The sequence below is a fragment of the Streptomyces sp. NPDC055013 genome, assembly GCF_053608645.1.
Genome location: NZ_JBSGVW010000040.1, coordinates 19,275 through 38,170, shown reverse-complemented (window position 1 = coordinate 38,170; position 18,896 = coordinate 19,275). Strand labels below are relative to the sequence as shown.

Here is an 18,896-nt window from a genome sequence, read left to right as displayed (position 1 = left end):
ACGGTCAGGGCTCGACCACCGTCTCCTGCGCCGCGGCCGTCGTGTCCGCCATCAGCGGGGCGTCCACCGGGATGTTCCGCTTGACCAGCGCGAGCGCGACCGGGCCGAGCTCGTGGTGCCGTACGGACGTCGTGATGAAACCGATCTTGCGGCCGTCGGGGCCCTCGTCGGCGAGGCGGATCTCGGTGCCGGGCGTCGGCAGGTGCACCTCGCTGCCGTCGAGGTGCAGGAAGACCAGCCGGCGCGGCGGCTTGCCGAGGTTCTGGACCCGGGCGACGGTCTCCTGGCCGCGGTAGCAGCCCTTCTGCAGGTGCACCGCGCTGCCGATCCAGCCCAGCTCGTGCGGGATGGTGCGGTGGTCGGTCTCGAAGCCGAGGCGCGGGCGGTGGTGTTCGACGCGCAGCGCCTCGTAGGCGAGGATTCCGGCCGGCGGGCCGGCCTTCTCCGCGTACGACTCCAGGTCGGCGCGCGGGAGGAACAGGTCGCGGCCGTACGCCGTCTCGCGTACGACGGCGTTCTCGGGCACCTCGGCGATGGACCCGGCGGGCAGGTGCACGACCGCGAACCCGGCGGTCCGGTCGGCGACTTCGACCTGGTAGAAGAACTTCATCGACTCCAGGTACGCGATCAGCGCGTCCTGGGTGCCGGGCTCGACATGGGCCCAGACCGTCGTGCCGTCGTCGACCAGGTACAGCGCGTGCTCGATGTGGCCGTGCGCGGAGAGGATCAGCGCCTCGGTGGCCTGGCCCACCGGGAGATCGCTGAGGTGTTGCGTGAGCAGCAGGTGCAGCCAGCTCAGCCGGTCCTGGCCGGTGACGGCGATCACTCCGCGGTGCGAGAGGTCGACGAAACCGGTGCCGTCGGCGAGGGCACGCTGCTCGCGGAACAGGTCGCCGTAGTGGGCGGCGACGCCTTCGTCCACGCCCTCGGCGGGCACGGCACCGGGCAGGGTCAGCAGGGGGCTCTTCATGGGCACAAGCCTACGACTCGGTAGTTGAACTCTTGCCGTTCGAGCCCTGGGCCGAACGGTCCGGCTGACCTGCACGCTCCGCGCAGTCCTTGCAGCGGCCGAAAATCGCGAAGTGCTTCATGTCCGTGTCGAACCCGAAGGTCTCGCGCAGTTTCGCCGTGAAGTCCGCCGCCACCGACACATCGGCCTCGATCACGTTGGTGCAGTCGCGGCAGACCAGGTGGAGGTGATGGTGCCGGTCCGCCAGGTGGTACGTCGGCGCGCCGTGCCCCAGGTGGGCATGGCTGACCAGCCCGAGCTCCTCCAGGAGCTCCAGGGTCCGGTACACGGTGGAAATGTTGACCCCCGACGCCGTCTTCCTCACTTCCACGAGGATGTCGTCGGGGGTCGCATGCTCAAGGGTGTCCACGGCTTCCAGGACAAGCTGACGCTGAGGCGTCAGCCGGTAGCCGCGCTGCCTGAGGTCGCTCTTCCAGTCGGTGCTCACCACACCCAAGAGTCTAGGACTACTTGAAGAAAGCGATGCCGTCGTCCGGCATGTCATCGGGCAGGGCCTTCGCCCAGCGCTCGACGTCCTCCGGGCTGACGACCTTCTTCAGGTGGGCCGACATGTAGGGGCGCAGCTCGACCTCGGGGGTCTGCTTCTCGCCGACCCACATGAGGTCGCTCTTGACGTAGCCGTACAGCCGCTTGCCACCGGTGTACGGGCCGGAGGCGGCCGTGCGGGCCACCGCGTCCGTGACCAGGTCGATCTGCGGCTTCTTGTCGGCCAGCTCGCCGTACCAGATCTCGACGACGCCGTCGTCGCGGACCATGGTGACCTCGACCTTGCGGTCGGCGTCGATGCGCCAGAAGCCGTACTCGGACTCCAGCGGCTTCACCTTGTTGCCGTCGTTGTCCAGCACCCAGGTGTGGGACCGGTACTCCAGGAAGTCCCGGCCGTCGTGGGTGAAGGTGACCTCCTGCCCGAAGTTGCACTTCTCGGAGCCGGGGAAGTCGTGCACGCCCGCGCCCGCCCAGCTGCCGAGCAGGAAGGCGAGGGGGACGAGGTCCTTGTGAAGGTCGGACGGGATCTCGATCATGAGCAGCTCAGAAGTCTCGTACGTCGGGTGATGGGGATCAGCGCTGGCCCTGGTACAGCTTCTTCACGGCCAGCCCGGTGAAGGCGAGGACGCCGACGCAGACCAGGACCAGCAGGGCTTCGAAGAAGATCTCCACGGGGTTGCTCCTCGATTGAGCGGAGAGTGTGCGGTACGTACACAGGGCCGGGCCCCAGCTTACGCGGCCGGGGACCGGCCCTCCGTGTGAGGTGCGCCCTCGCGGGATCAGCCGAGCAGCTGACTCTGCAGGACCACCGTCTGCTGGAACGGGACGGCCGCGGCACCGCCCTTGCGGGACTGCACGACCAGCCCCAGGACGTCACCCGACACCAGGTACGCCTGCCGTACCTGCTCGGCGCCGTACGGCTTGGCCTCGGTGTACGCGTAGTGCCGTACGTCGCCGACCCCGGCCTCGGCGGGGAACTCCTCGTCCGTGTGCACCTCGGCGGCGCCACGCAGGGCGTGCTCGGGCGAGTCGTAGCTGGTGAAGTGGTCCTGCTGGAGCACGTCGGCCACCTGGGCGGACTCGAACTGCAGCAGGTAGATCCGGGTGTGCGTGCCGTCCGGGGTGGTCCAGCCGCGGGCCGCGACGTGCCGCAGGGCGTGGTCCTTGAGCACCTGGGCGAGCGCGTCCCGGTCCTCCGCCGACTCGTACGCCGCCAGGAAGTCCTTCGTCGCCAGCCAGCCGTTGCGTCCGCTCAGCGCCTTGTCGGCCTTGTCCGTCCTGGCCCCCGCGGGCGCCGGCAGCAGCAGCTTGCGCAGGTCCGCGTGGTGCAGGGCGGCCGCGTTCTCCTCGGCGAAGGGCGCGGGGCTGCCGGAGGGCAGCGGCGGTTTGGTGATCGCCGGGTAGGCCCAGCGCCCGTCCGCCTCGGTCTCGAGACCGGGGACGTCCGTACGTTCCATCCGCGTGATGCCGTACGCGGTCGAGGCGCCGACGGCGGCGAAGACGACGACGGTGGCGGTCCAGCGCAGGACGGCGCGCAGGACGCGGCGATCCTTCTTCACCGGAGGGGACGGGCTCTCCGGGTTCACCAGGCTTTCCGGAGTCGCGGGGGGAACGGCAGGGACGGGGGGTGCCTCCGGCGTCGGCGGCGCGTCCGCGGCGGGCGCCGTCGCGATGGGCTGCTGCTCGGTCATACGGCCTTCCCCGGGTCGTCGATGCGGTCGAGCTGTCGGGTGACGAACATCCCGATGCTGTTCAGGTCGAGCGGTCGGATGCCCGACGCGGTGGCGCTGATCAGCACGTCTCCCGAGTAGGCCGCGCAGAACACCCGGTCGAGCTTCTCGTCGTCGATCTTGGGTGTCAGGAAGCACTTGGCGTTCTTGTGGCCCTCGATCTTCGGGCCCTTGCGGAAGATGCCGAGGGCGGAGAGGAACTCGTTCTGGGCGGTCGCGACGTCCCGTGCGTCGTCGCGGCTGTCCATCCGCGCCAGTACGACGCTGACGGAGAACGCCGTCTTGTGGTGCACGTCGTAGGGGTCCGCGTTGAAGTAGCTGCGCATCGCCATGCCCTTGAGGCTCCGCTTGTCGAGCTCCTTCTCCAGCTTCCGGCGCTCGCTGCGGGGCAGGTCCTTGAGCGACTCCTTGCGCAGGGCGGTGGCCTGACGGCCACTGAGCTCGGCGTCGGAGCCGAACTCCCCGAGGTCGGGGCCGCGGGTGTAGCCCTTCTCGTCGTACGGCAGCAGCAGGCCGGCCAGCCCCGTGGCCGTCCCCTTGGCCTCCTCCGTCTTGTCGCCGACCGCGGCGGGCTTGGGGAACTTCCAGGTCGGCTTGCCCGCATCGCGGTCGGCGTCCTGGACGGTCACCACGGTGTAGCCGGCACCGCCGACGACGGCACCGAGCAGCAGAACGGTCCCGGCGAGGGCGGCGATGCGCGCGGCGCGCGGCCGCTTGGGGCCGGGGCTCGCGGGGAGGTTCTCGGGGCCGGAGAGGATCTCGGCGCTGTCGGAGGTCGGCAGGGCCTCAGGGCTCTGGAGTCCCTCGGGGCTCCGAACCTCCTCAGGTGTCTCGCTCACAGCCGGCCCACCTGCCGCTTGGCCAGGTCCATGATCTTCTCCTTGGGGATCGGCTTGGTGTCGTAGACCCAGATGTCCACCGCGAGGTCACCGCGCCAGGCGTGCGCCTCGGCCGAGTACAGCGGGAGGTAGCCGGGCTTGCGATCCGGGGTGTCGTGCACGTACGCCATGCCGTCACCGGTGCCGGGAATCGGCCAGCTGCGGGTGTCGGACTGCTCTTCGGCCCAGTAGTAGGAGCCCTCCGCGTTCTCGGCGGCCGACAGTGCCTGCTCCTGGCGGTACTGCACCAGGTGGATCATGACGTTCTGCGTGCTGCCCACCCGCCAGCTCGTGCCGGCGGCACGGCGGAACTGCTCCTCGATGAGATCGCCGACGACCTCGTCCGGCTTCTTGAAGGTCTCCGCGTATTCGGCGAGGTCCATCCAGCCGTCCGTGCCCAGCTCGAAGACGGTGTCCCGCGCGCCCTTGGGCCGCTTGAGCAGCAGCTTGCGCAGGTCGCCGTCCGTCTTCACCCGACGGTCCTCGGCGGCGGACAGCGGCTCGACCTCGCCCGTGGCCTGCTTGACCACGGGCTGGGACAGGGACGGCAGCTCCGTGGGCTCGCGGTCGGCCTGCACGAGATACCCGGTGCAGGTCCCGGCGACGACCCCGAGCACGACGGCTCCGGCGATCAGCAGTGCCGTACGCCCCCGCCGACGGGGCCGGGGCACGGCCTCGCCGACTTCTTCAGATTCATCCAAAACGTCCCCCCACGGAACGTGAAGTGCGCATTCCGTATGCGCGCGCACAGGAGACCCATGGCCAATGCACCAGGTTGTAAGGGAGTTGATTACGATTCGGCCATGGCGAAGAAGCTGGTGATCAAGGTGACGGCGGGGGCCGATGCCCCCGAACGCTGCTCACAGGCGTTCACGGTGGCGGCGGTGGCGGTGGCCAGTGGCGTCGACGTCTCCGTGTGGCTGACCGGCGAGTCCGCCTGGTTCGCCCTCCCGGGCCGTGCCGCCGAGTTCGAACTCCCGCACGCGGCCCCGCTCCCCGACCTGATCGACTCCGTCCTGGCCACCGGCCGTCTCACCCTGTGCACGCAATGCGCGGCCCGCCGGGACATCACGGAGAAGGACGTCATCGAGGGCGTACGGATCGCGGGCGCGCAGGTCTTCGTGCAGGAAGCCCTCGGGGACGACACGCAGGCGCTCGTCTACTGAGACAGCCACGCACCTCGCGGCGGGCCGGACCGCCGGGCGCCGCTCACTGCCGCGGCCGCTTCTTGCCGTCCAGTTCGTCCCACCACTCGTCGGACTGGGGGTCGCCGGACGGGTCGTCCCACCAGCGGTCCTCCGGGCCGCGGCGGTTGGCGACCATGGCGGCGAGCGGCGGAATGACCATGGCGACCAGGCACATGCCCACGGCCACCGGGACCGACCAGAGGCGTACGACGCCCCAGGCCAGGACGAAGAGCGTGATGCAGATCCCCATCATGGCGAAGTACCGGTGACGTCGCCGTGCGTACATGACTCCAGGGTAAATCCGCGTCGGCCGGCTCACAGGTTTCCCTCCGCGGAGGCCGCGACCGCCCGCCTCCGCACAGGACGAAGGGCCGCACCCCAGGCGTCCAACCCGCGGGGTGCGGCCCTCCGGCCGATCAGGAGTGCCTCAGACCGCGATCGCGATCTCCGCCAGGCCGCCCTGCTGGGCGACGACGGTACGGTCGGCGGTGGCGCCGGGGACGAGTGCGCGCACGGTCCAGGTGCCCTCGGCCGCGTAGAAGCGGAACTGGCCCGTGGCGGAGGTGGGGACCTCCGCGGTGAACTCGCCGGTCGAGTCCAGCAGACGGACGTAGCCCGTCACCGGCTCGCCGTCGCGGGTCACCTGACCCTGGATCGTGGTCTCACCGGGCTTGATCGTCGAGGCGTCCGGGCCGCCGGCCTTCGCTCCACACATGTCTTTCTCCAGAAGGGGTCTGACCGGAAGGAAGGCCGGTCGGGATTTGCGGGTCTGTGCTCTTGCTACGGGGCTTACTTGTTGGCGCCGAGCTCGATCGGCACGCCGACGAGGGAGCCGTACTCGGTCCAGGAGCCGTCGTAGTTCTTGACGTTCTCCACGCCGAGCAGCTCGTGCAGCACGAACCAGGTCAGCGCAGAGCGCTCACCGATGCGGCAGTAGGCGATGGTGTCCTTCGCCAGGTCGACCTGCTCCTCGGCGTAGAGCTCCTTGAGCTCGTCGTCCGACTTGAAGGTGCCGTCGTCGTTGGCGTTCTTCGACCACGGGATGTTGCGGGCGGACGGGACGTGGCCCGGACGCTGCGACTGCTCCTGCGGCAGGTGGGCCGGCGCGAGCAGCTTGCCGCTGAACTCGTCGGGCGAACGGACGTCGACCAGGTTCTGCGAACCGATGGCCGCCACCACGTCGTCACGGAAGGCACGGATGGAGGTGTCCTGGGCCTTGGCCTTGTAGTCGGTCGCCGGGCGCTGCGGAACCTCCTCGACCAGCTCGCGGGCGTCCAGCTCCCACTTCTTGCGGCCGCCGTCGAGGAGCTTGACGTTGTCGTGGCCGTAGAGCTTGAAGTACCAGTAGGCGTACGACGCGAACCAGTTGTTGTTGCCGCCGTAGAGGATCACCAGGGTGTCGTTGGCGATGCCCTTCGCCGACAGGAGCTTCTCGAAGCCCTCCTGGTCGATGAAGTCGCGGCGGACCGGGTCCTGCAGATCCGCGGTCCAGTCGATGCGGATCGCGTTCTTGATGTGGTTCTTCTCGTAGGCGGACGTGTCTTCGTCCACCTCCACGATCGCGATGTTGGGGTCGTCCAGGTTGTCCTGGACCCAGTCGGCGTCGACGAGGACGTCGCTGCGGCTCATGCTCTTTCTCCTCCGGGGCAGTTGCGGCGGGGCGTGCGAGTGAGAGGGGTGCGCGCTCGGACCGAGACGACGCACCTGTGCCCTGGTCAGGGCAGCGGGGAAACGCAGAAGTCGGAGCTTCCGCTCAGAAGGGGCGACAGAGCATGGCGGCAACGCGGCAGAGGTCTACTGCCCGCCGCTTCGTGAGATCCGCCTGTCGCTTCATGGGCTCGATCGTAGGGACGGACAGGCAGGCGTGTCACCGGCGTGTCGCATGCTGAGACGAGATTGTCCGGGATGCGGGACGCAAGGACCGCCGAGGCGGCTCCGGCCGGGCTTCCGGGCGGACGTATCGGCGGTCACATCTACGGTGCGGACGGCACCGTCTCATCAGCCGGACAGGGGGCAGCCGGGGGCCGGAGCACGCCCCCGGGACCGACACCGGTCCCGGTACTACCCGGCGAGGCGGACGTTCGAACCCCGCACCGTGATCTCGACGCCGTCGTTCGCCGCCCGGACGCTGTCGAGCCGGATGCCGCCGGGGAGGCCGTCGATCTTCTGCTCGAAGTCGGTGATCGCGCGGGCGCGGTCCTCGGCGATGTCGGCGCCGCCGAAGTCGGGCAGGGTGTCGGCCTTCACTCGCACGGTGTCGCCCTGCGCGGAGACCGAGCTGAGGACGTAGACCGGGTTGGGGAGCTTGGTGCCGAGGACGGTGGCCTCGATGGCGACCTTGATCTTGCCGTTGCCGCCGTCGGAAAGGCCGACGACGTTCGCGGTGACGCCGGGGGCGACCTGGGTGGGCTCGGACTTGGCGGTCTTCAGCAGCTCGGCGTAGGTGATGGACGCGGTGCCGGAGGCGGTCGTCGCGGTGGCGGAGCTGTAGTCCCCGGAGAACTCGACGCCCTTCATGTTCGCCGTGAGGTCGTCGATCCGGATCGTCTTGCCTTCGGTGCCGGCGGTGGCCTCGTAGTCCTTGATCCCCACCTCGACGTCGTCCAACGAGCCGCTCGCGACCTGCGTGAGGAACGGGAACCCCTTGATGGACACGTCCGGGGCTGCGGCAAGGTTCTCGCTCGCCTGAAGCTTCCCGGCCGCCTCATCCTCGGCGAACCCGACGGCCAGCCGGTCGGCCAGCACGAAGAGGCCGCCCAGGATCACGACGACTATCAGCAGTATCCGCAGGGCGCGCATGTTGTGGTGTTCCCCCCACCTCGGCGTACGTCAACGACGCGAGGGTAACCCCGTGGCGGGGTTGACCGGCGAATTGTCGATCATCTGTGACAGGGGGTTTGCCTGCGGGCCCCGCCCTCAGCGGCTACGCCCCTCGGCGCCGGTCCAGACATTCCAGCCCGTCCGGCGTTTGAGGACTGAAGAACCCCCGCCTCAGACCAGCGCCCGCCCCAGCAAGTAGACCGCCGGAGCCGCCGCCGCCAACGGCAGCGCAACCCCCGCCGTGAAGTGCACGAACCGCGACGGATAGTCGTAGCCGGCCACCCGATGGCCGATCAGGGCACACACCCCGGCCCCGACCCCGAGCACGGCCCCACCGGACCCCATCCCCGTCATCGCACCGACAACAGCCCCCGCCCCGGCCCCCGCCACCAGAGCGGCCACGACAGAAGCCACCGTCGGCAACGGCAACGCCCGTGCCAGCACCGCGACAGCGACCGCCACCGCCCCGACACTCACCGCATCCGGCTCAGCCGCGAGATACCCCGCCGCGACGATCGCCAGCGCCGCCGAGACAACCGTCGCCATCAGCCCGTACATCCGCTCGTCCGGATCGGCGTGCGAACGCAGCTGCAGAACCAGAGTGAGCAGCACCCAGACACCCAGCGTGCCGAGGATCGCCGCAGGCGCCCCGTCGGCCACCAGCAACGCCACATCCGCCGCCAGCGCCCCCGCGAAGGCCAGCGCGATGCCCTGCCGGGCAGGCCACATGCCGTTCAGCCGGAACCAGCCGGCGGCCGTCACGGCCTGCAGGGCGACCAGGGGCACCAGCAGGGCGTACGACCCGACCGCGGCCGTGACCGAGAGCAGCAGTCCCAGCAGCGCGGTGAGCGCGGCCGGCTGAATCCCGGGCTCGATGATCGGCGAACGGCCCTCGAGCCGGGCCCGCTGGGCGTCCGTGACCCGGGTGTTGCCGGCGACGGTCGCGGGACCGTAGTCGGGGCCGTCACCGGTTCCCGCCTCCGCCTCGGCCCGGGGGGCCTGGGCGTGGGACGGCTGAGCTCGGGATCGCTGAGCGTGGAAGTGCTGACCATGGCCCTGCTGGGCGCGCCCCTGCGGCTGAGCGGCGGCATGCCGGCCGTGGGCCTGGGCCTGCGACACCCCGTCCCACCCCTGGGGCTCCGAAGCACCGCCGTACCCCGCATACGCCCCCGCGCCCTGCGAGGGCAGGTAGGACGTCTCCGCCGCAGAAGCCGGCGGCTGCACCTGGGTCTCCCAGGTCTGCCCCTGCCACTGCTGCGTGTACTGCTGGGCGGCCTGCGGATCGTCGTACGCCTGCTGCCCCGGCCACCCCTGCGGCGCGGTCGGCTGCTGCGGCTGCTGCGGCTGCTGCTGCTGCTGCTGATACGGGTCGTACCCGTCGTAACCGTCGTACCCCTGATACGGCTGGTCGGTCATCGTCACCCTCCTGCGAACGGCGGGAGCACCTCGACCGTGCCGCCGTCGGCCAGCCGTACCGTCTCATGTTCGCGGGTGCCCACGGGGTCACCGTCGACGAGGAAGGAGCATCGCTGCAGGACGCGCACGAGTTCACCGGGGTGTCGCTCGCGTGCGGCGTCGAGCGCCTCGGCGAGGGTGGCCGCGTCGAACGGCTCCTCGGCGATCCCGGCCGCGGCCTTCGCGGCGGCCCAGTAGCGCACCGTGACCTTTGGCATCCGGTTCCTCTGTCGATCGGCTGTGTACCCCGTCAGGCTAGCCGCCCCGTGCCGCGGCCCAGCCCCCGATCCGGGCCAGCAGTTCCTCGGAGGCCGCGTGCTCCGCATGGCCCATGCCGGGCTCCAGCCAGAGTTCGCCGTGGTCACCGGCCGCCTGGGCCAGCATGCGGGGGTGGTCGAGGGGAAAGTAGCCGTCCAGCTCGCCGTGCACGATCAGCAACGGGGTCGGCGCGATCCTCGGGACCGCCTCCACCGGGGACATCGGCACGGGGTTCCAGTCCCGGTGGTGGATCCGGGTGCGGAATCCGTAGCGGCCCACCAGCCGCCCCTCGGGCCGGGTCACCAGCCAGTGCAGGCGGCGCATGCGGGGCGTGCCCCGGTAGTACCAGCGCGCAGGCGCGCTGACGGACACCACCGCGTCCGTGTGCGCACCGCGGCCCCGGTGCGCCCCGGGCGTCCCCAGCTCCTCGCCGGCCTCGCCGCCCCCATCGTCCCCGCCGTTCTCTCCGTACAGCGCCGCGTGCCGCAGCACCACCGAGCCGCCCATGGAGAAGCCGATGGTCGCCACGCGCGTGTGCCCGAGTTCGCGGGCCCATCGCACCGCGGCCGCCAGGTCGAGCACCTCCTTGTCCCCGACCGTGGACCGCCCGCCCGACGCGCCGTGCCCGCGGAAGGAGAAGGTGATGACGGCCGCGTGCCGGGTGAGGACCTGCGCCACCCGTCGTACATGCGGCCGGTCCACATCGCCGGTGAAGCCGTGAGCGACGACGAACACCAGGTCACGGGCAGATGGACGTGAGGAGTCGTATACGACCGCACCCGGGTCGTATACGGAATCGATCGTCACGCCGTCGTCCGTGTGCAGAAACGTCCGCATAGGTGTACGTCTGGTTGTCTCAGAGTTCGGACGAACCGTAGATCGTGCCACATCACCTGCCGGACCCATGCTCATGTGGGCTATTCTGCTGGGCAGAGGACTCGGGCAGCGTAGCCCCCGGGTCCTTTTGTGCTTTCGGAAGCGTTGTATACGACGCGGGAAACCTCAGGTGACCGCAGGTGTACGGGCCCCCGGGATCGCAGAGCAGTTCCGTACCGCACACGTCCTCGCAGGGACCGAGGAGGAACCAGACGTATGAGTTCTCTGCTGCTCCTGACCAACGCCCTCCAGCCGTCGACAGAGGTGCTGCCCGCACTCGGCCTGCTGCTGCACAACGTGCGCGTGGCTCCCGCGGAAGGCCCGGCACTCGTCGACACCCCGGGCGCCGACGTCATCCTGATCGACGGACGCCGCGACCTCCCACAGGTCCGCAGCCTGTGCCAGCTCCTGCGCTCGACCGGGCCCGGCTGTCCGCTCGTCCTCGTCGTCACCGAGGGCGGCCTCGCCGCGGTGACCGCCGACTGGGGCATCGACGACGTCCTCCTCGACACCGCCGGCCCCGCCGAGGTCGAGGCACGGCTGCGGCTCGCGATGGGCCGTCAGCAGATCGTCAACGACGACTCCCCCATGGAGATCCGCAACGGCGACCTGTCGGTCGACGAGGCCACCTACAGCGCCAAGCTCAAGGGCCGGGTCCTCGACCTCACCTTCAAGGAGTTCGAGCTCCTGAAGTACCTCGCCCAGCACCCGGGCCGCGTCTTCACGCGCGCGCAGCTCCTCCAGGAGGTCTGGGGCTACGACTACTTCGGCGGCACCCGGACGGTCGACGTCCACGTACGCCGGCTGCGCGCCAAGCTCGGACCCGAACACGAGTCGCTGATCGGAACCGTCCGGAACGTCGGTTATCGATTCGTTACGCCCGAGAAGGTGGACCGCGCCGCCGAGGAAGCCAAGGCCAAGGCTGACCGGGCAAAATCGGCGGATGCGGACGAGATGGCCGCCCTGGACGGCGCCGAGGTCCGTGCCGAGGCGTGACGGGCGCCCGGACGGGGTGTCGCGGGCGTCGCGTTCGCGCGGAGAGTGACGGCGGGGCGGCAGGCAAGCTCCTTCACGCCCTGCCCAGAGCAGGTCCATCCGCGTAGACTCCGCGCGTGGCCAAGGTGACTCGCGATGACGTCGCACGGCTGGCAGGTACCTCCACTGCCGTCGTCAGCTACGTCATCAACAACGGACCCCGGCCGGTCGCCCCGGCCACGCGCGAGCGTGTCCTCGCCGCGATCAAGGAACTGGGGTACCGGCCCGACCGGGTCGCCCAGGCCATGGCCTCGCGGCGCACGGACCTCATAGGCCTGATCGTTCCGGACGCCCGCCAGCCCTTCTTCGGGGAGATGGCGCACGCGGTCGAGTGGGCCGCCGCCGAGCGCGGAAAGATGGTGCTCGTCGGCAACTCCGACTACGTCGGCGAGCGCGAGGTCCACTATCTGCGCGCCTTTCTCGGTATGCGGGTCTCGGGGCTCATCCTCGTCTCGCACGCCCTGAACGACCTGGCCGCCGCCGAGATCGAGGCCTGGGACGCCCGGGTCGTCCTCCTCCACGAGCGGCCCGAGGCCATCGACGATGTCGCCGTCGTCACCGACGACCTGGGCGGCGCCCAGCTCGCCGTACGCCACCTCATCGAGCACGGCAACGAGTACGTCGCCTGTATGGGCGGCACCGCGGAGACCCCCGCGGTCGGTGACCCGGTTTCCGACCACGTCGAGGGCTGGCGGCGCGCGATGGCCGAGGCCAAGATCCCCACCGAGGGACGGCTGTTCGAGGCGCCGTACAACCGCTACGACGCGTATCGCATAGCGCTCGACCTCCTCTCCGGGCCGCAGCGGCCGCCGGCGATCTTCTGCTCGACCGACGACCAGGCGATCGGCGTGCTGCGAGCGGCGCGGGAGTTGCGCATCGATGTGCCGGGGGAGCTGGCTGTCGCCGGTTTCGACGACATCAAGGAGGCGGCGTTGACGGATCCGCCGCTCACCACGATTGCCTCTGATCGGTCGGCCATGGCTCGGGCCGCCGTGGATCTGGTCCTGGATGACGGATTGCGGGTCGCGGGTTCCCGACGGGAGCGGTTGAAGGTGTTTCCGTCGCGGCTTGTCGTCCGACGGTCGTGCGGGTGCGCCTGAGCACTCGGGGGGCTCTGATGTCGGGCGGCTCACGGTTGTGTGTGGTTGCTCGCGCCCACGCGGCGGAGCCGCACATTGATACAGCCCCGCGCCCCTAAAGGGGCACTGCCAGAACCGTCTTTACATCGGGCATACGGCCTTCTGCCGGGCTTCTCAGGCGGCGCTCAGGAAGCTCTCATGGTCGGGCGACAAGCTCATTGCCATGACCGAGAGCTTCCGCCGCAGCGGCGATTACGAGAACCCGTACCAGGGCGCCCAGCAGCAGCACGCCTCCTCCCCCGTGAACCCGGAGTGGCCGCCCCCGCCGGCGTACCGGCCGTCGGCGGAGCAGGCGGGCGGCGGAGCCCCCACCGCTCTCCTGACCGAGCCCGTCGCCCAGCAGCCGAGGTCGCGGCGCCGGCCCCGCGGCCCCGTCGCGCTCCTCGCCGCCGTCGCGATCGTCGCGGCGGCGATCGGTGGCGGCACGGCGTACGGCATACAGGAGCTGACCGGCAGCGACACCGTCGCCGCGTCCAGCTCCACCAGCACGAACGCCGTCCCGTCCAGCCAGAAGGGCACGGTCTCCGGGGTCGCCAAGGCGGTCAGCCCGAGCATCGTCGAGATCAACGCGGCCTCGAACGCCGGGTCGTCCACCGGCTCAGGCGTGATCATCACCGGTGACGGCGAGATCGTCACCAACAACCACGTCGTCGCCGGCGCCTCCTCGGTCAAGGTGACGACCAGCGACGGCAAGGAGTACACCGCCGAGGTCGTCGGCACCGACAGCAGCAAGGACCTCGCGCTGATCAAGCTGCAGAACGCGTCCGGCCTGCAGGCGGCCACCCTCGGTGACTCCTCCGGTGTCCAGGTCGGCGACGAGGTCGTGGCGATCGGCTCCCCCGAGGGCCTCACCGGCACGGTCACCAGCGGCATCGTGTCCGCGCTCGCCCGTGACGTGACCGTCTCGACGGACGAGGGCCAGCAGCAGCAACAGCAGCAGGGCGGCGGCGGATGGCCGTTCGAGTTCGGCGGTCAGGAGTTCAACGGCGACACGGGTTCGTCGACGACGACGTACAAGGCGATCCAGACGGACGCCTCCCTGAACCCCGGCAACTCCGGCGGCGCGCTGATCGACATGAACGGCAACATCATCGGCATCAACTCCGCGATGTACTCGGCCGCCGGGTCGAGTTCGTCCAACGCGGGCAGCGTGGGCCTCGGCTTCGCCATCCCGATCAACACCGTCAAGGCCGACCTGGCGAAGCTGCGGTCGGGATCGCAGAGCTGAGCCGAGCTCACCGAGCTGAAGGGGTACCTAATGATCAAGCAGCTGGAGAAGGTCGGCCGGGTCGAGCACACCGCGGCCGGCGTCGGACCGGCCGACCTCGGCCTGGCCCTGGCGGTCGCCGGCGCCCTGCCCGCGCCCACCGCCCCGTCCCGGTCGCCGGAGGTGGCCACCACCCGCCCGGTCACGGCTCGCCGGACGGCCGCCGCCCGCAGCCGCCGCCGTACCGTACGAGGCTGAGAAAGCATGCGAGGCTGAAGGCGTCCAGCCCACTCAGCCCGCTCAGCGCCTGTCCTGCCCTCCCGTCCCACCGCACCCGAGGATCCCGAGCCCATGAGCCCCGCCGACGGCGACCGTGACCCCCAGCGCATCCTGATCGTCGACGACGAGCCTGCGGTGCGTGAAGCACTCCAGCGCAGCCTCGCCTTCGAGGGATACGACACGGAGGTCGCGGTCGACGGCGCGGACGCGCTGGAGAAGGCGACCGTCTACCGGCCCGACCTGGTGGTCCTCGACATCCAGATGCCCCGCATGGATGGCCTGACCGCCGCCCGCCGCATCCGGGGCGCCGGCGACACGACGCCGATCCTCATGCTGACCGCCCGTGACACCGTCGGCGACCGTGTGACGGGCCTGGACGCCGGGGCCGACGACTACCTGGTCAAGCCCTTCGAACTGGACGAGCTGTTCGCCCGGGTCCGCGCGCTGCTGCGGCGCAGCTCGTACGCGGCGGCGGCCGGTGCGGGCGCGGTGGAGGAGGACGAGGCACTGACCTTCGCCGACCTGCGCATGGACCTCGCGACGCGCGAGGTGACGCGGGATGGGCGGCCGGTGGAGCTGACCCGTACGGAGTTCACGCTGCTGGAGATGTTCATGGCGCATCCGCGCCAGGTGCTCACGCGTGAGCAGATCCTCAAGGCGGTGTGGGGCTTCGACTTCGAACCGTCGTCGAACTCGCTGGACGTGTACGTCATGTACCTGCGCCGCAAGACCGAAGCGGGCGGCGAGCCGCGGCTCGTGCACACGGTGCGGGGTGTGGGGTATGTGCTGCGCCAGGGCGGCGCCGAGTGAACAAGGTGCTACGCCGGTTCCGGTCCCTGCCGATTCGCTCGCGGCTGGCGATGCTGGTGGCGGCGGCGGTGGCGTTCGCGGTGGCGGCGGTTTCGGTGACGTGTTGGTTCATTGTGCAGGGCCGGCTCTACGACCAGGTGGACGACGATCTGCAACAGGCTCGGATGAAGCCCGGGCAGAATTTCGAGATGTCGAGCGCGCTGTCCAACTGCACGCAGACCCCCCAGGGCACCCAGCCCTTCCGCAACCTCTACTCGCAGGTCGTCAAGGCGGACGGAACTCCCTGCGTCACCGACGAATCTGTCGGCAGGATTGAGGTCACCCAGGCCGACAAGGACGTGATCAAGGACGGTGGTGCCAGCGATGGCATCATCCGCAACGGCACTGCCGAGGACGGCACTCCGCTGCGCGTGATGACCATTCCACAGGTCGCCAGGAACCAGGCCACGGGCGAGCAGTCCTACGTCGCCGTCACCGTCGCCGTGTCCCTCAAGGGCACCCAGTCCACCCTCAACGACCTGGCCCTCATCCTTCTCCTCGTCTCCGGCATCGGAGTCATCGGCGCCGGTGCCGCCGGCCTGGCAGTCGCGCGGGCCGGACTCCGTCCCGTCGACAAGCTCACCGAGGCCGTCGAGCACGTGGCCCGCACGGAGGACCTGAACGTCCGTATCCCGGTCGAGGACGACGCCGAGGACGAGGTCGCCCGGCTGTCCCGTTCCTTCAACTCCATGACGTCCGCCCTGGCCAGCTCCCACGAGCTCCAGCAGCAGCTCATCGCCGACGCCGGCCATGAACTGCGCACCCCCCTCACCTCCCTGCGCACCAACATCGAGCTGCTCACCCGCAGCGAGGAGACGGGCCGTCCGATCCCCGAGGCCGACCGCAAGGCCCTCCTCGCCTCGGTGAAGGCCCAGATGACGGAACTGGCCTCCCTGATCGGCGACTTGCAGGAGCTGTCCCGCTCGGAGGGCCAGCGCGGCGAGCGCGTTCAGGTGGTCTCGCTGGAGGACGCGGTCGAGTCGGCCCTGCGCCGGGCACGGCTCCGCGGCCCCGAACTGACAATCACCGCAGACCTCCAGCCCTGGTACGTACGGGCGGAACCGGCGGCCCTGGAGCGCGCGGTCGTCAACATCCTCGACAACGCCGTGAAGTTCAGCCCCGAGGGCGGCGCCGTCGAGGTGCAGCTCGCCGGCGGCGTCCTCACCGTCCGCGACCACGGCCCCGGCATCCCCACCGACGAACTCCCCCACGTCTTCGACCGGTTCTGGCGATCGCCGAGCGCACGCGCGTTGCCGGGCTCGGGCCTGGGCCTGTCGATCGTGGCGCGTACGGTGCAGCAGGCGGGCGGCCAGGTCACCCTGGCCCGCGCGCAGGGCGGCGGCACGGTGGCGACCGTACGGCTGCCGGGGGCGCCGACGGCTCCGCCGGAGACGCCGTAGGGCGCTCCCGAAGGCCCTGGAGGGGGGTCGAACGGCTCTCCCGGGGCGGCAACCTTTCCGTGCGAGGCGGCGACTGATCCGCGGACCATCCCCCGCACGGAACGGATCGCCGCATGAGTGAGCAGCACAGCAAAGCGCGTCACCGCAGAGGCAGGAAGGCCCTTGCGGTCGGGGTCCCGCTGACCCTGGCCGCCGCCGGAGCCCTCGCCTACGGCACGGACCTCGGCGTCCTCGGTGCCGGTGTCCGGCAGGCGTCCGCCGCGACCGCCGCCGCCCCCGCCTGGGCCACCGCCACCGCCGACGGCTTCGCGTCCGTCAACTCGCTTGGACATAACGGCACTTATGGCGGGCGGGACGGACAGACCGTGACCGTCAGGACGCAGGCCGAGCTGGAGAAGTACGCGACGGCCACCGAGCCCTACGTCATCGTCGTGGCCGGGACGATCACCATGAATCCGGTCGGCAAGGAGATCAAGGTCCGGTCGGACAAGACCATCGTCGGGTCCGGGACGTCCGGACACATCGTCGGCGGAGGGTTCTTCCTCGGCACCGGCGTGCACAACGTGATCATACGGAACCTGATCATCCGGGACGCCTACCAGGGCATCTGGAACGACAAGGACCACGACTTCGACGCCGTCCAGATGGACGGCGCCCACCATGTGTGGATCGACCACAACGACCTGCGGCACATGGCGGACGGACTCATCGACGTCCGCAAGGACAGCACGAACGTGACCGTGTCCTGGAACAAGCTCAGCCAGAACAACAAGACCTTCGGCATCGGCTGGACCGAGAACGTCACGACGGACATCACGATCCACCACAACTGGATCCGCGAGACCGAGCAGCGCAACCCGTCCACCGACAACGCCGCCCACGCGCACCTCTACAACAACTTCCTGGAGGACGTGGCGGGCACCGACATCACGTCGTCGTACGGCAACTACTCGCGCGGCCGGACGGCGATGGTCCTGGAGAACTCCTACTTCCAGGGCATGAACAACCCCGTCACCAAGGACAGCACCGCGACGCTCGTCCAGCGCGGCAACGTCTTCACGGGCACCAGCGGCCGTAACGAGAGCGGCGGTACGGCCTTCGACCCGAAGGCGTACTACTCGTACACCCTGGACTCGGCCGCGAACGTGCCGTCGTTGCTCAAGTCGGGTGCCGGGCCGAGGAGTTCCATCGGTACGGCGGCGACGGGAGCCACCGCGAGCACCAGGGCCGCGACGACGCTCACCGTCGCCAAGGACGGCAGCGGGCAGTACCGGACCGTGCAGGCCGCGGTGGACGCCGTACCCGCGAACAACCCGTCCCGTGTCGTCATCTCCGTGAAGCCGGGGACCTATCGCGAGGTCGTGAAGGTTCCGGTCGACAAGCCGCACGTCACCATCCAGGGCGCGGGCGGCAGCCGCAAGGACACGGTCATCGTCCACGGCAACGCGGCCGGCATGCAGAAGCCGGACGGTTCGGGGACCTACGGCACCCCGGGCAGCGCCACCGTCTCCCTCCAGTCCGACGACTCGCAGCTGCGCAACCTCACCGTCACCAACGACTTCGACGAGGCCGCCAACCAGTCCCTCTCCGGCCATCAGGCCGTGGCGCTGCTGACCTCCGCCGACAAGATCTTCCTCGACGGGATCATCGTCAACGGCGACCAGGACACCCTGGAGCTGGAGACCGCCGCCAAGGACAAACCGGGCCGCGTCTACATCGCCAACTCCTACGTCACCGGCAACGTCGACTTCATCTTCGGCCGGGCGACGGCCGTCGTGGACAGGTCCGTCATCACGCTGAAGAAGCGTTGGAACGGCACGTCGGCGAGGTACGTCACCGCACCGAGCACCCCCGGCAACCGCAAGGGCATCCTCATCAACCGGTCCACCGTCAACGGCGACGTGGCGAGCGGCAGTTTCCACCTCGGCCGCAACTGGCACCCCGGCGGCGACACCACCGTCGACCCCCAGACCACGGTTCGGGACAGCACGCTGAGCGCCGCCGTCAAGGCCACGCCCTGGTCGGACATGGGCGGCTTCTCCTGGAAGGACGACCGCTTCGCCGAGTACCGGAACACCGGCCCGGGTGCCGGTTCCGCGAGCTCCGAGCGGCCCCAGCTGACCGACGCCCAGGCCGGCGGGCAGGAGGTCGCCGACTGGCTGGGGGACTGGACGCCCACGGCCTCCTGAGGCCCTGCGGCAACCGCTCAACGTCAAGGCGAGCGCGGGAGAACGTCAAGGGCGGTCCAACGTTCGATCATGACTTCC

22 protein-coding genes are annotated in these 18,896 nt (G+C 70.1%); 8 read left to right on the top strand and 14 right to left on the bottom strand.

The window, feature by feature from the left end; genetic code table 11:
* Positions 1-4: 4 nt before the first annotated feature.
* From ygfZ to ACWGDB_RS35000, 6 genes are all read right to left on the bottom strand, one after another.
* The gene (gene ygfZ, locus ACWGDB_RS35025; RefSeq protein ID WP_453826149.1) at positions 5-970 is read right to left on the bottom strand and encodes a CAF17-like 4Fe-4S cluster assembly/insertion protein YgfZ; all 966 of its coding nucleotides are present in this window, start codon (positions 968-970) and stop codon (positions 5-7) included.
* 10 nt (positions 971-980) lie between these two features.
* Positions 981-1,460 carry a Fur family transcriptional regulator gene (locus ACWGDB_RS35020; RefSeq protein ID WP_383607195.1) on the bottom strand — a complete coding sequence of 160 codons (480 nt, stop codon included), beginning with the start codon at positions 1,458-1,460 and terminating at the stop codon, positions 981-983.
* A gap of 16 nt (positions 1,461-1,476) precedes the next feature.
* The gene (locus ACWGDB_RS35015; protein WP_383607197.1) at positions 1,477-2,052 is read right to left on the bottom strand and encodes an FABP family protein; all 576 of its coding nucleotides are present in this window, start codon (positions 2,050-2,052) and stop codon (positions 1,477-1,479) included.
* Positions 2,053-2,295: 243 nt separating this feature from the next.
* Positions 2,296-3,207 (bottom strand): hypothetical protein, encoded by a 912-nt coding sequence (locus ACWGDB_RS35010; protein WP_453826148.1) that lies wholly within the window; start codon positions 3,205-3,207, stop codon positions 2,296-2,298.
* Entirely contained in the window at positions 3,204-4,085 is an 882-nt protein-coding gene (locus ACWGDB_RS35005) for a hypothetical protein (protein WP_453826147.1), read from the bottom strand. Before ACWGDB_RS35005 ends, ACWGDB_RS35010 begins: the two co-directional genes overlap by 4 nt.
* Positions 4,082-4,795, bottom strand: a complete 714-nt coding sequence (locus tag ACWGDB_RS35000) for a hypothetical protein (protein WP_453826146.1) — start codon at positions 4,793-4,795, stop codon at positions 4,082-4,084. Before ACWGDB_RS35000 ends, ACWGDB_RS35005 begins: the two co-directional genes overlap by 4 nt.
* 132 nt (positions 4,796-4,927) lie before the next feature.
* Here ACWGDB_RS35000 and ACWGDB_RS34995 point away from each other — a divergent pair, with 132 nt between their 5' ends.
* Complete coding sequence (locus tag ACWGDB_RS34995; protein ID WP_369271939.1) at positions 4,928-5,290, top strand: DsrE family protein; 363 nt, start codon at positions 4,928-4,930, stop codon at positions 5,288-5,290.
* A gap of 43 nt (positions 5,291-5,333) precedes the next feature.
* Here the strand turns inward: ACWGDB_RS34995 and ACWGDB_RS34990 are convergent, their stop codons facing one another.
* The 8 genes from ACWGDB_RS34990 to ACWGDB_RS34955 form a co-directional block, all read right to left on the bottom strand.
* Positions 5,334-5,597, bottom strand: coding sequence for a DUF3099 domain-containing protein (locus ACWGDB_RS34990; protein ID WP_453826145.1), 264 nt, complete (start codon positions 5,595-5,597; stop codon positions 5,334-5,336).
* A gap of 141 nt (positions 5,598-5,738) precedes the next feature.
* Positions 5,739-6,026 carry a DUF1416 domain-containing protein gene (locus ACWGDB_RS34985; protein ID WP_328426615.1) on the bottom strand — a complete coding sequence of 96 codons (288 nt, stop codon included), beginning with the start codon at positions 6,024-6,026 and terminating at the stop codon, positions 5,739-5,741.
* Positions 6,027-6,100: 74 nt separating this feature from the next.
* Positions 6,101-6,940, bottom strand: coding sequence for a sulfurtransferase (locus ACWGDB_RS34980; RefSeq protein ID WP_453826144.1), 840 nt, complete (start codon positions 6,938-6,940; stop codon positions 6,101-6,103).
* A gap of 124 nt (positions 6,941-7,064) precedes the next feature.
* Entirely contained in the window at positions 7,065-7,145 is an 81-nt protein-coding gene (locus ACWGDB_RS34975) for an Ms5788A family Cys-rich leader peptide (RefSeq protein ID WP_350751515.1), read from the bottom strand.
* A gap of 227 nt (positions 7,146-7,372) precedes the next feature.
* Complete coding sequence (locus ACWGDB_RS34970; protein ID WP_453826143.1) at positions 7,373-8,110, bottom strand: LmeA family phospholipid-binding protein; 738 nt, start codon at positions 8,108-8,110, stop codon at positions 7,373-7,375.
* A gap of 192 nt (positions 8,111-8,302) precedes the next feature.
* Entirely contained in the window at positions 8,303-9,547 is a 1,245-nt protein-coding gene (locus ACWGDB_RS34965) for a hypothetical protein (protein WP_453826142.1), read from the bottom strand.
* A gap of 2 nt (positions 9,548-9,549) precedes the next feature.
* Positions 9,550-9,804, bottom strand: a complete 255-nt coding sequence (locus ACWGDB_RS34960; protein WP_030052141.1) for a MoaD/ThiS family protein — start codon at positions 9,802-9,804, stop codon at positions 9,550-9,552.
* A gap of 37 nt (positions 9,805-9,841) precedes the next feature.
* Positions 9,842-10,756 (bottom strand): alpha/beta hydrolase, encoded by a 915-nt coding sequence (locus ACWGDB_RS34955; protein WP_453826141.1) that lies wholly within the window; start codon positions 10,754-10,756, stop codon positions 9,842-9,844.
* 180 nt (positions 10,757-10,936) lie between these two features.
* Between ACWGDB_RS34955 and ACWGDB_RS34950 the strand changes: the two genes are divergently transcribed.
* The 7 genes from ACWGDB_RS34950 to ACWGDB_RS34920 all read left to right on the top strand — a co-directional run bounded on the left by ACWGDB_RS34950 (position 10,937) and on the right by ACWGDB_RS34920 (position 18,818).
* Positions 10,937-11,716: a winged helix-turn-helix transcriptional regulator gene (locus ACWGDB_RS34950; protein ID WP_453826140.1), complete on the top strand. Its 780-nt coding sequence runs from the start codon at positions 10,937-10,939 to the stop codon at positions 11,714-11,716.
* Between the two features lie 116 nt (positions 11,717-11,832).
* Positions 11,833-12,855 (top strand): LacI family DNA-binding transcriptional regulator, encoded by a 1,023-nt coding sequence (locus ACWGDB_RS34945; protein WP_328426601.1) that lies wholly within the window; start codon positions 11,833-11,835, stop codon positions 12,853-12,855.
* Positions 12,856-13,057: 202 nt separating this feature from the next.
* Positions 13,058-14,122 carry a S1C family serine protease gene (locus ACWGDB_RS34940; RefSeq protein ID WP_453826139.1) on the top strand — a complete coding sequence of 355 codons (1,065 nt, stop codon included), beginning with the start codon at positions 13,058-13,060 and terminating at the stop codon, positions 14,120-14,122.
* Between the two features lie 30 nt (positions 14,123-14,152).
* On the top strand, positions 14,153-14,359 hold the full coding sequence (locus ACWGDB_RS34935) for a hypothetical protein (RefSeq protein ID WP_453826138.1): 207 nt from the start codon (positions 14,153-14,155) through the stop codon (positions 14,357-14,359).
* A 93-nt stretch (positions 14,360-14,452) separates the two neighbouring features.
* Complete coding sequence (locus ACWGDB_RS34930; RefSeq protein WP_453826137.1) at positions 14,453-15,190, top strand: response regulator transcription factor; 738 nt, start codon at positions 14,453-14,455, stop codon at positions 15,188-15,190.
* Positions 15,187-16,629 (top strand): sensor histidine kinase, encoded by a 1,443-nt coding sequence (locus ACWGDB_RS34925; protein WP_453826136.1) that lies wholly within the window; start codon positions 15,187-15,189, stop codon positions 16,627-16,629. Before ACWGDB_RS34930 ends, ACWGDB_RS34925 begins: the two co-directional genes overlap by 4 nt.
* A 113-nt stretch (positions 16,630-16,742) precedes the next feature.
* Complete coding sequence (locus ACWGDB_RS34920) at positions 16,743-18,818, top strand: pectinesterase family protein (protein ID WP_453826135.1); 2,076 nt, start codon at positions 16,743-16,745, stop codon at positions 18,816-18,818.
* Positions 18,819-18,896 lie beyond the last annotated feature (78 nt).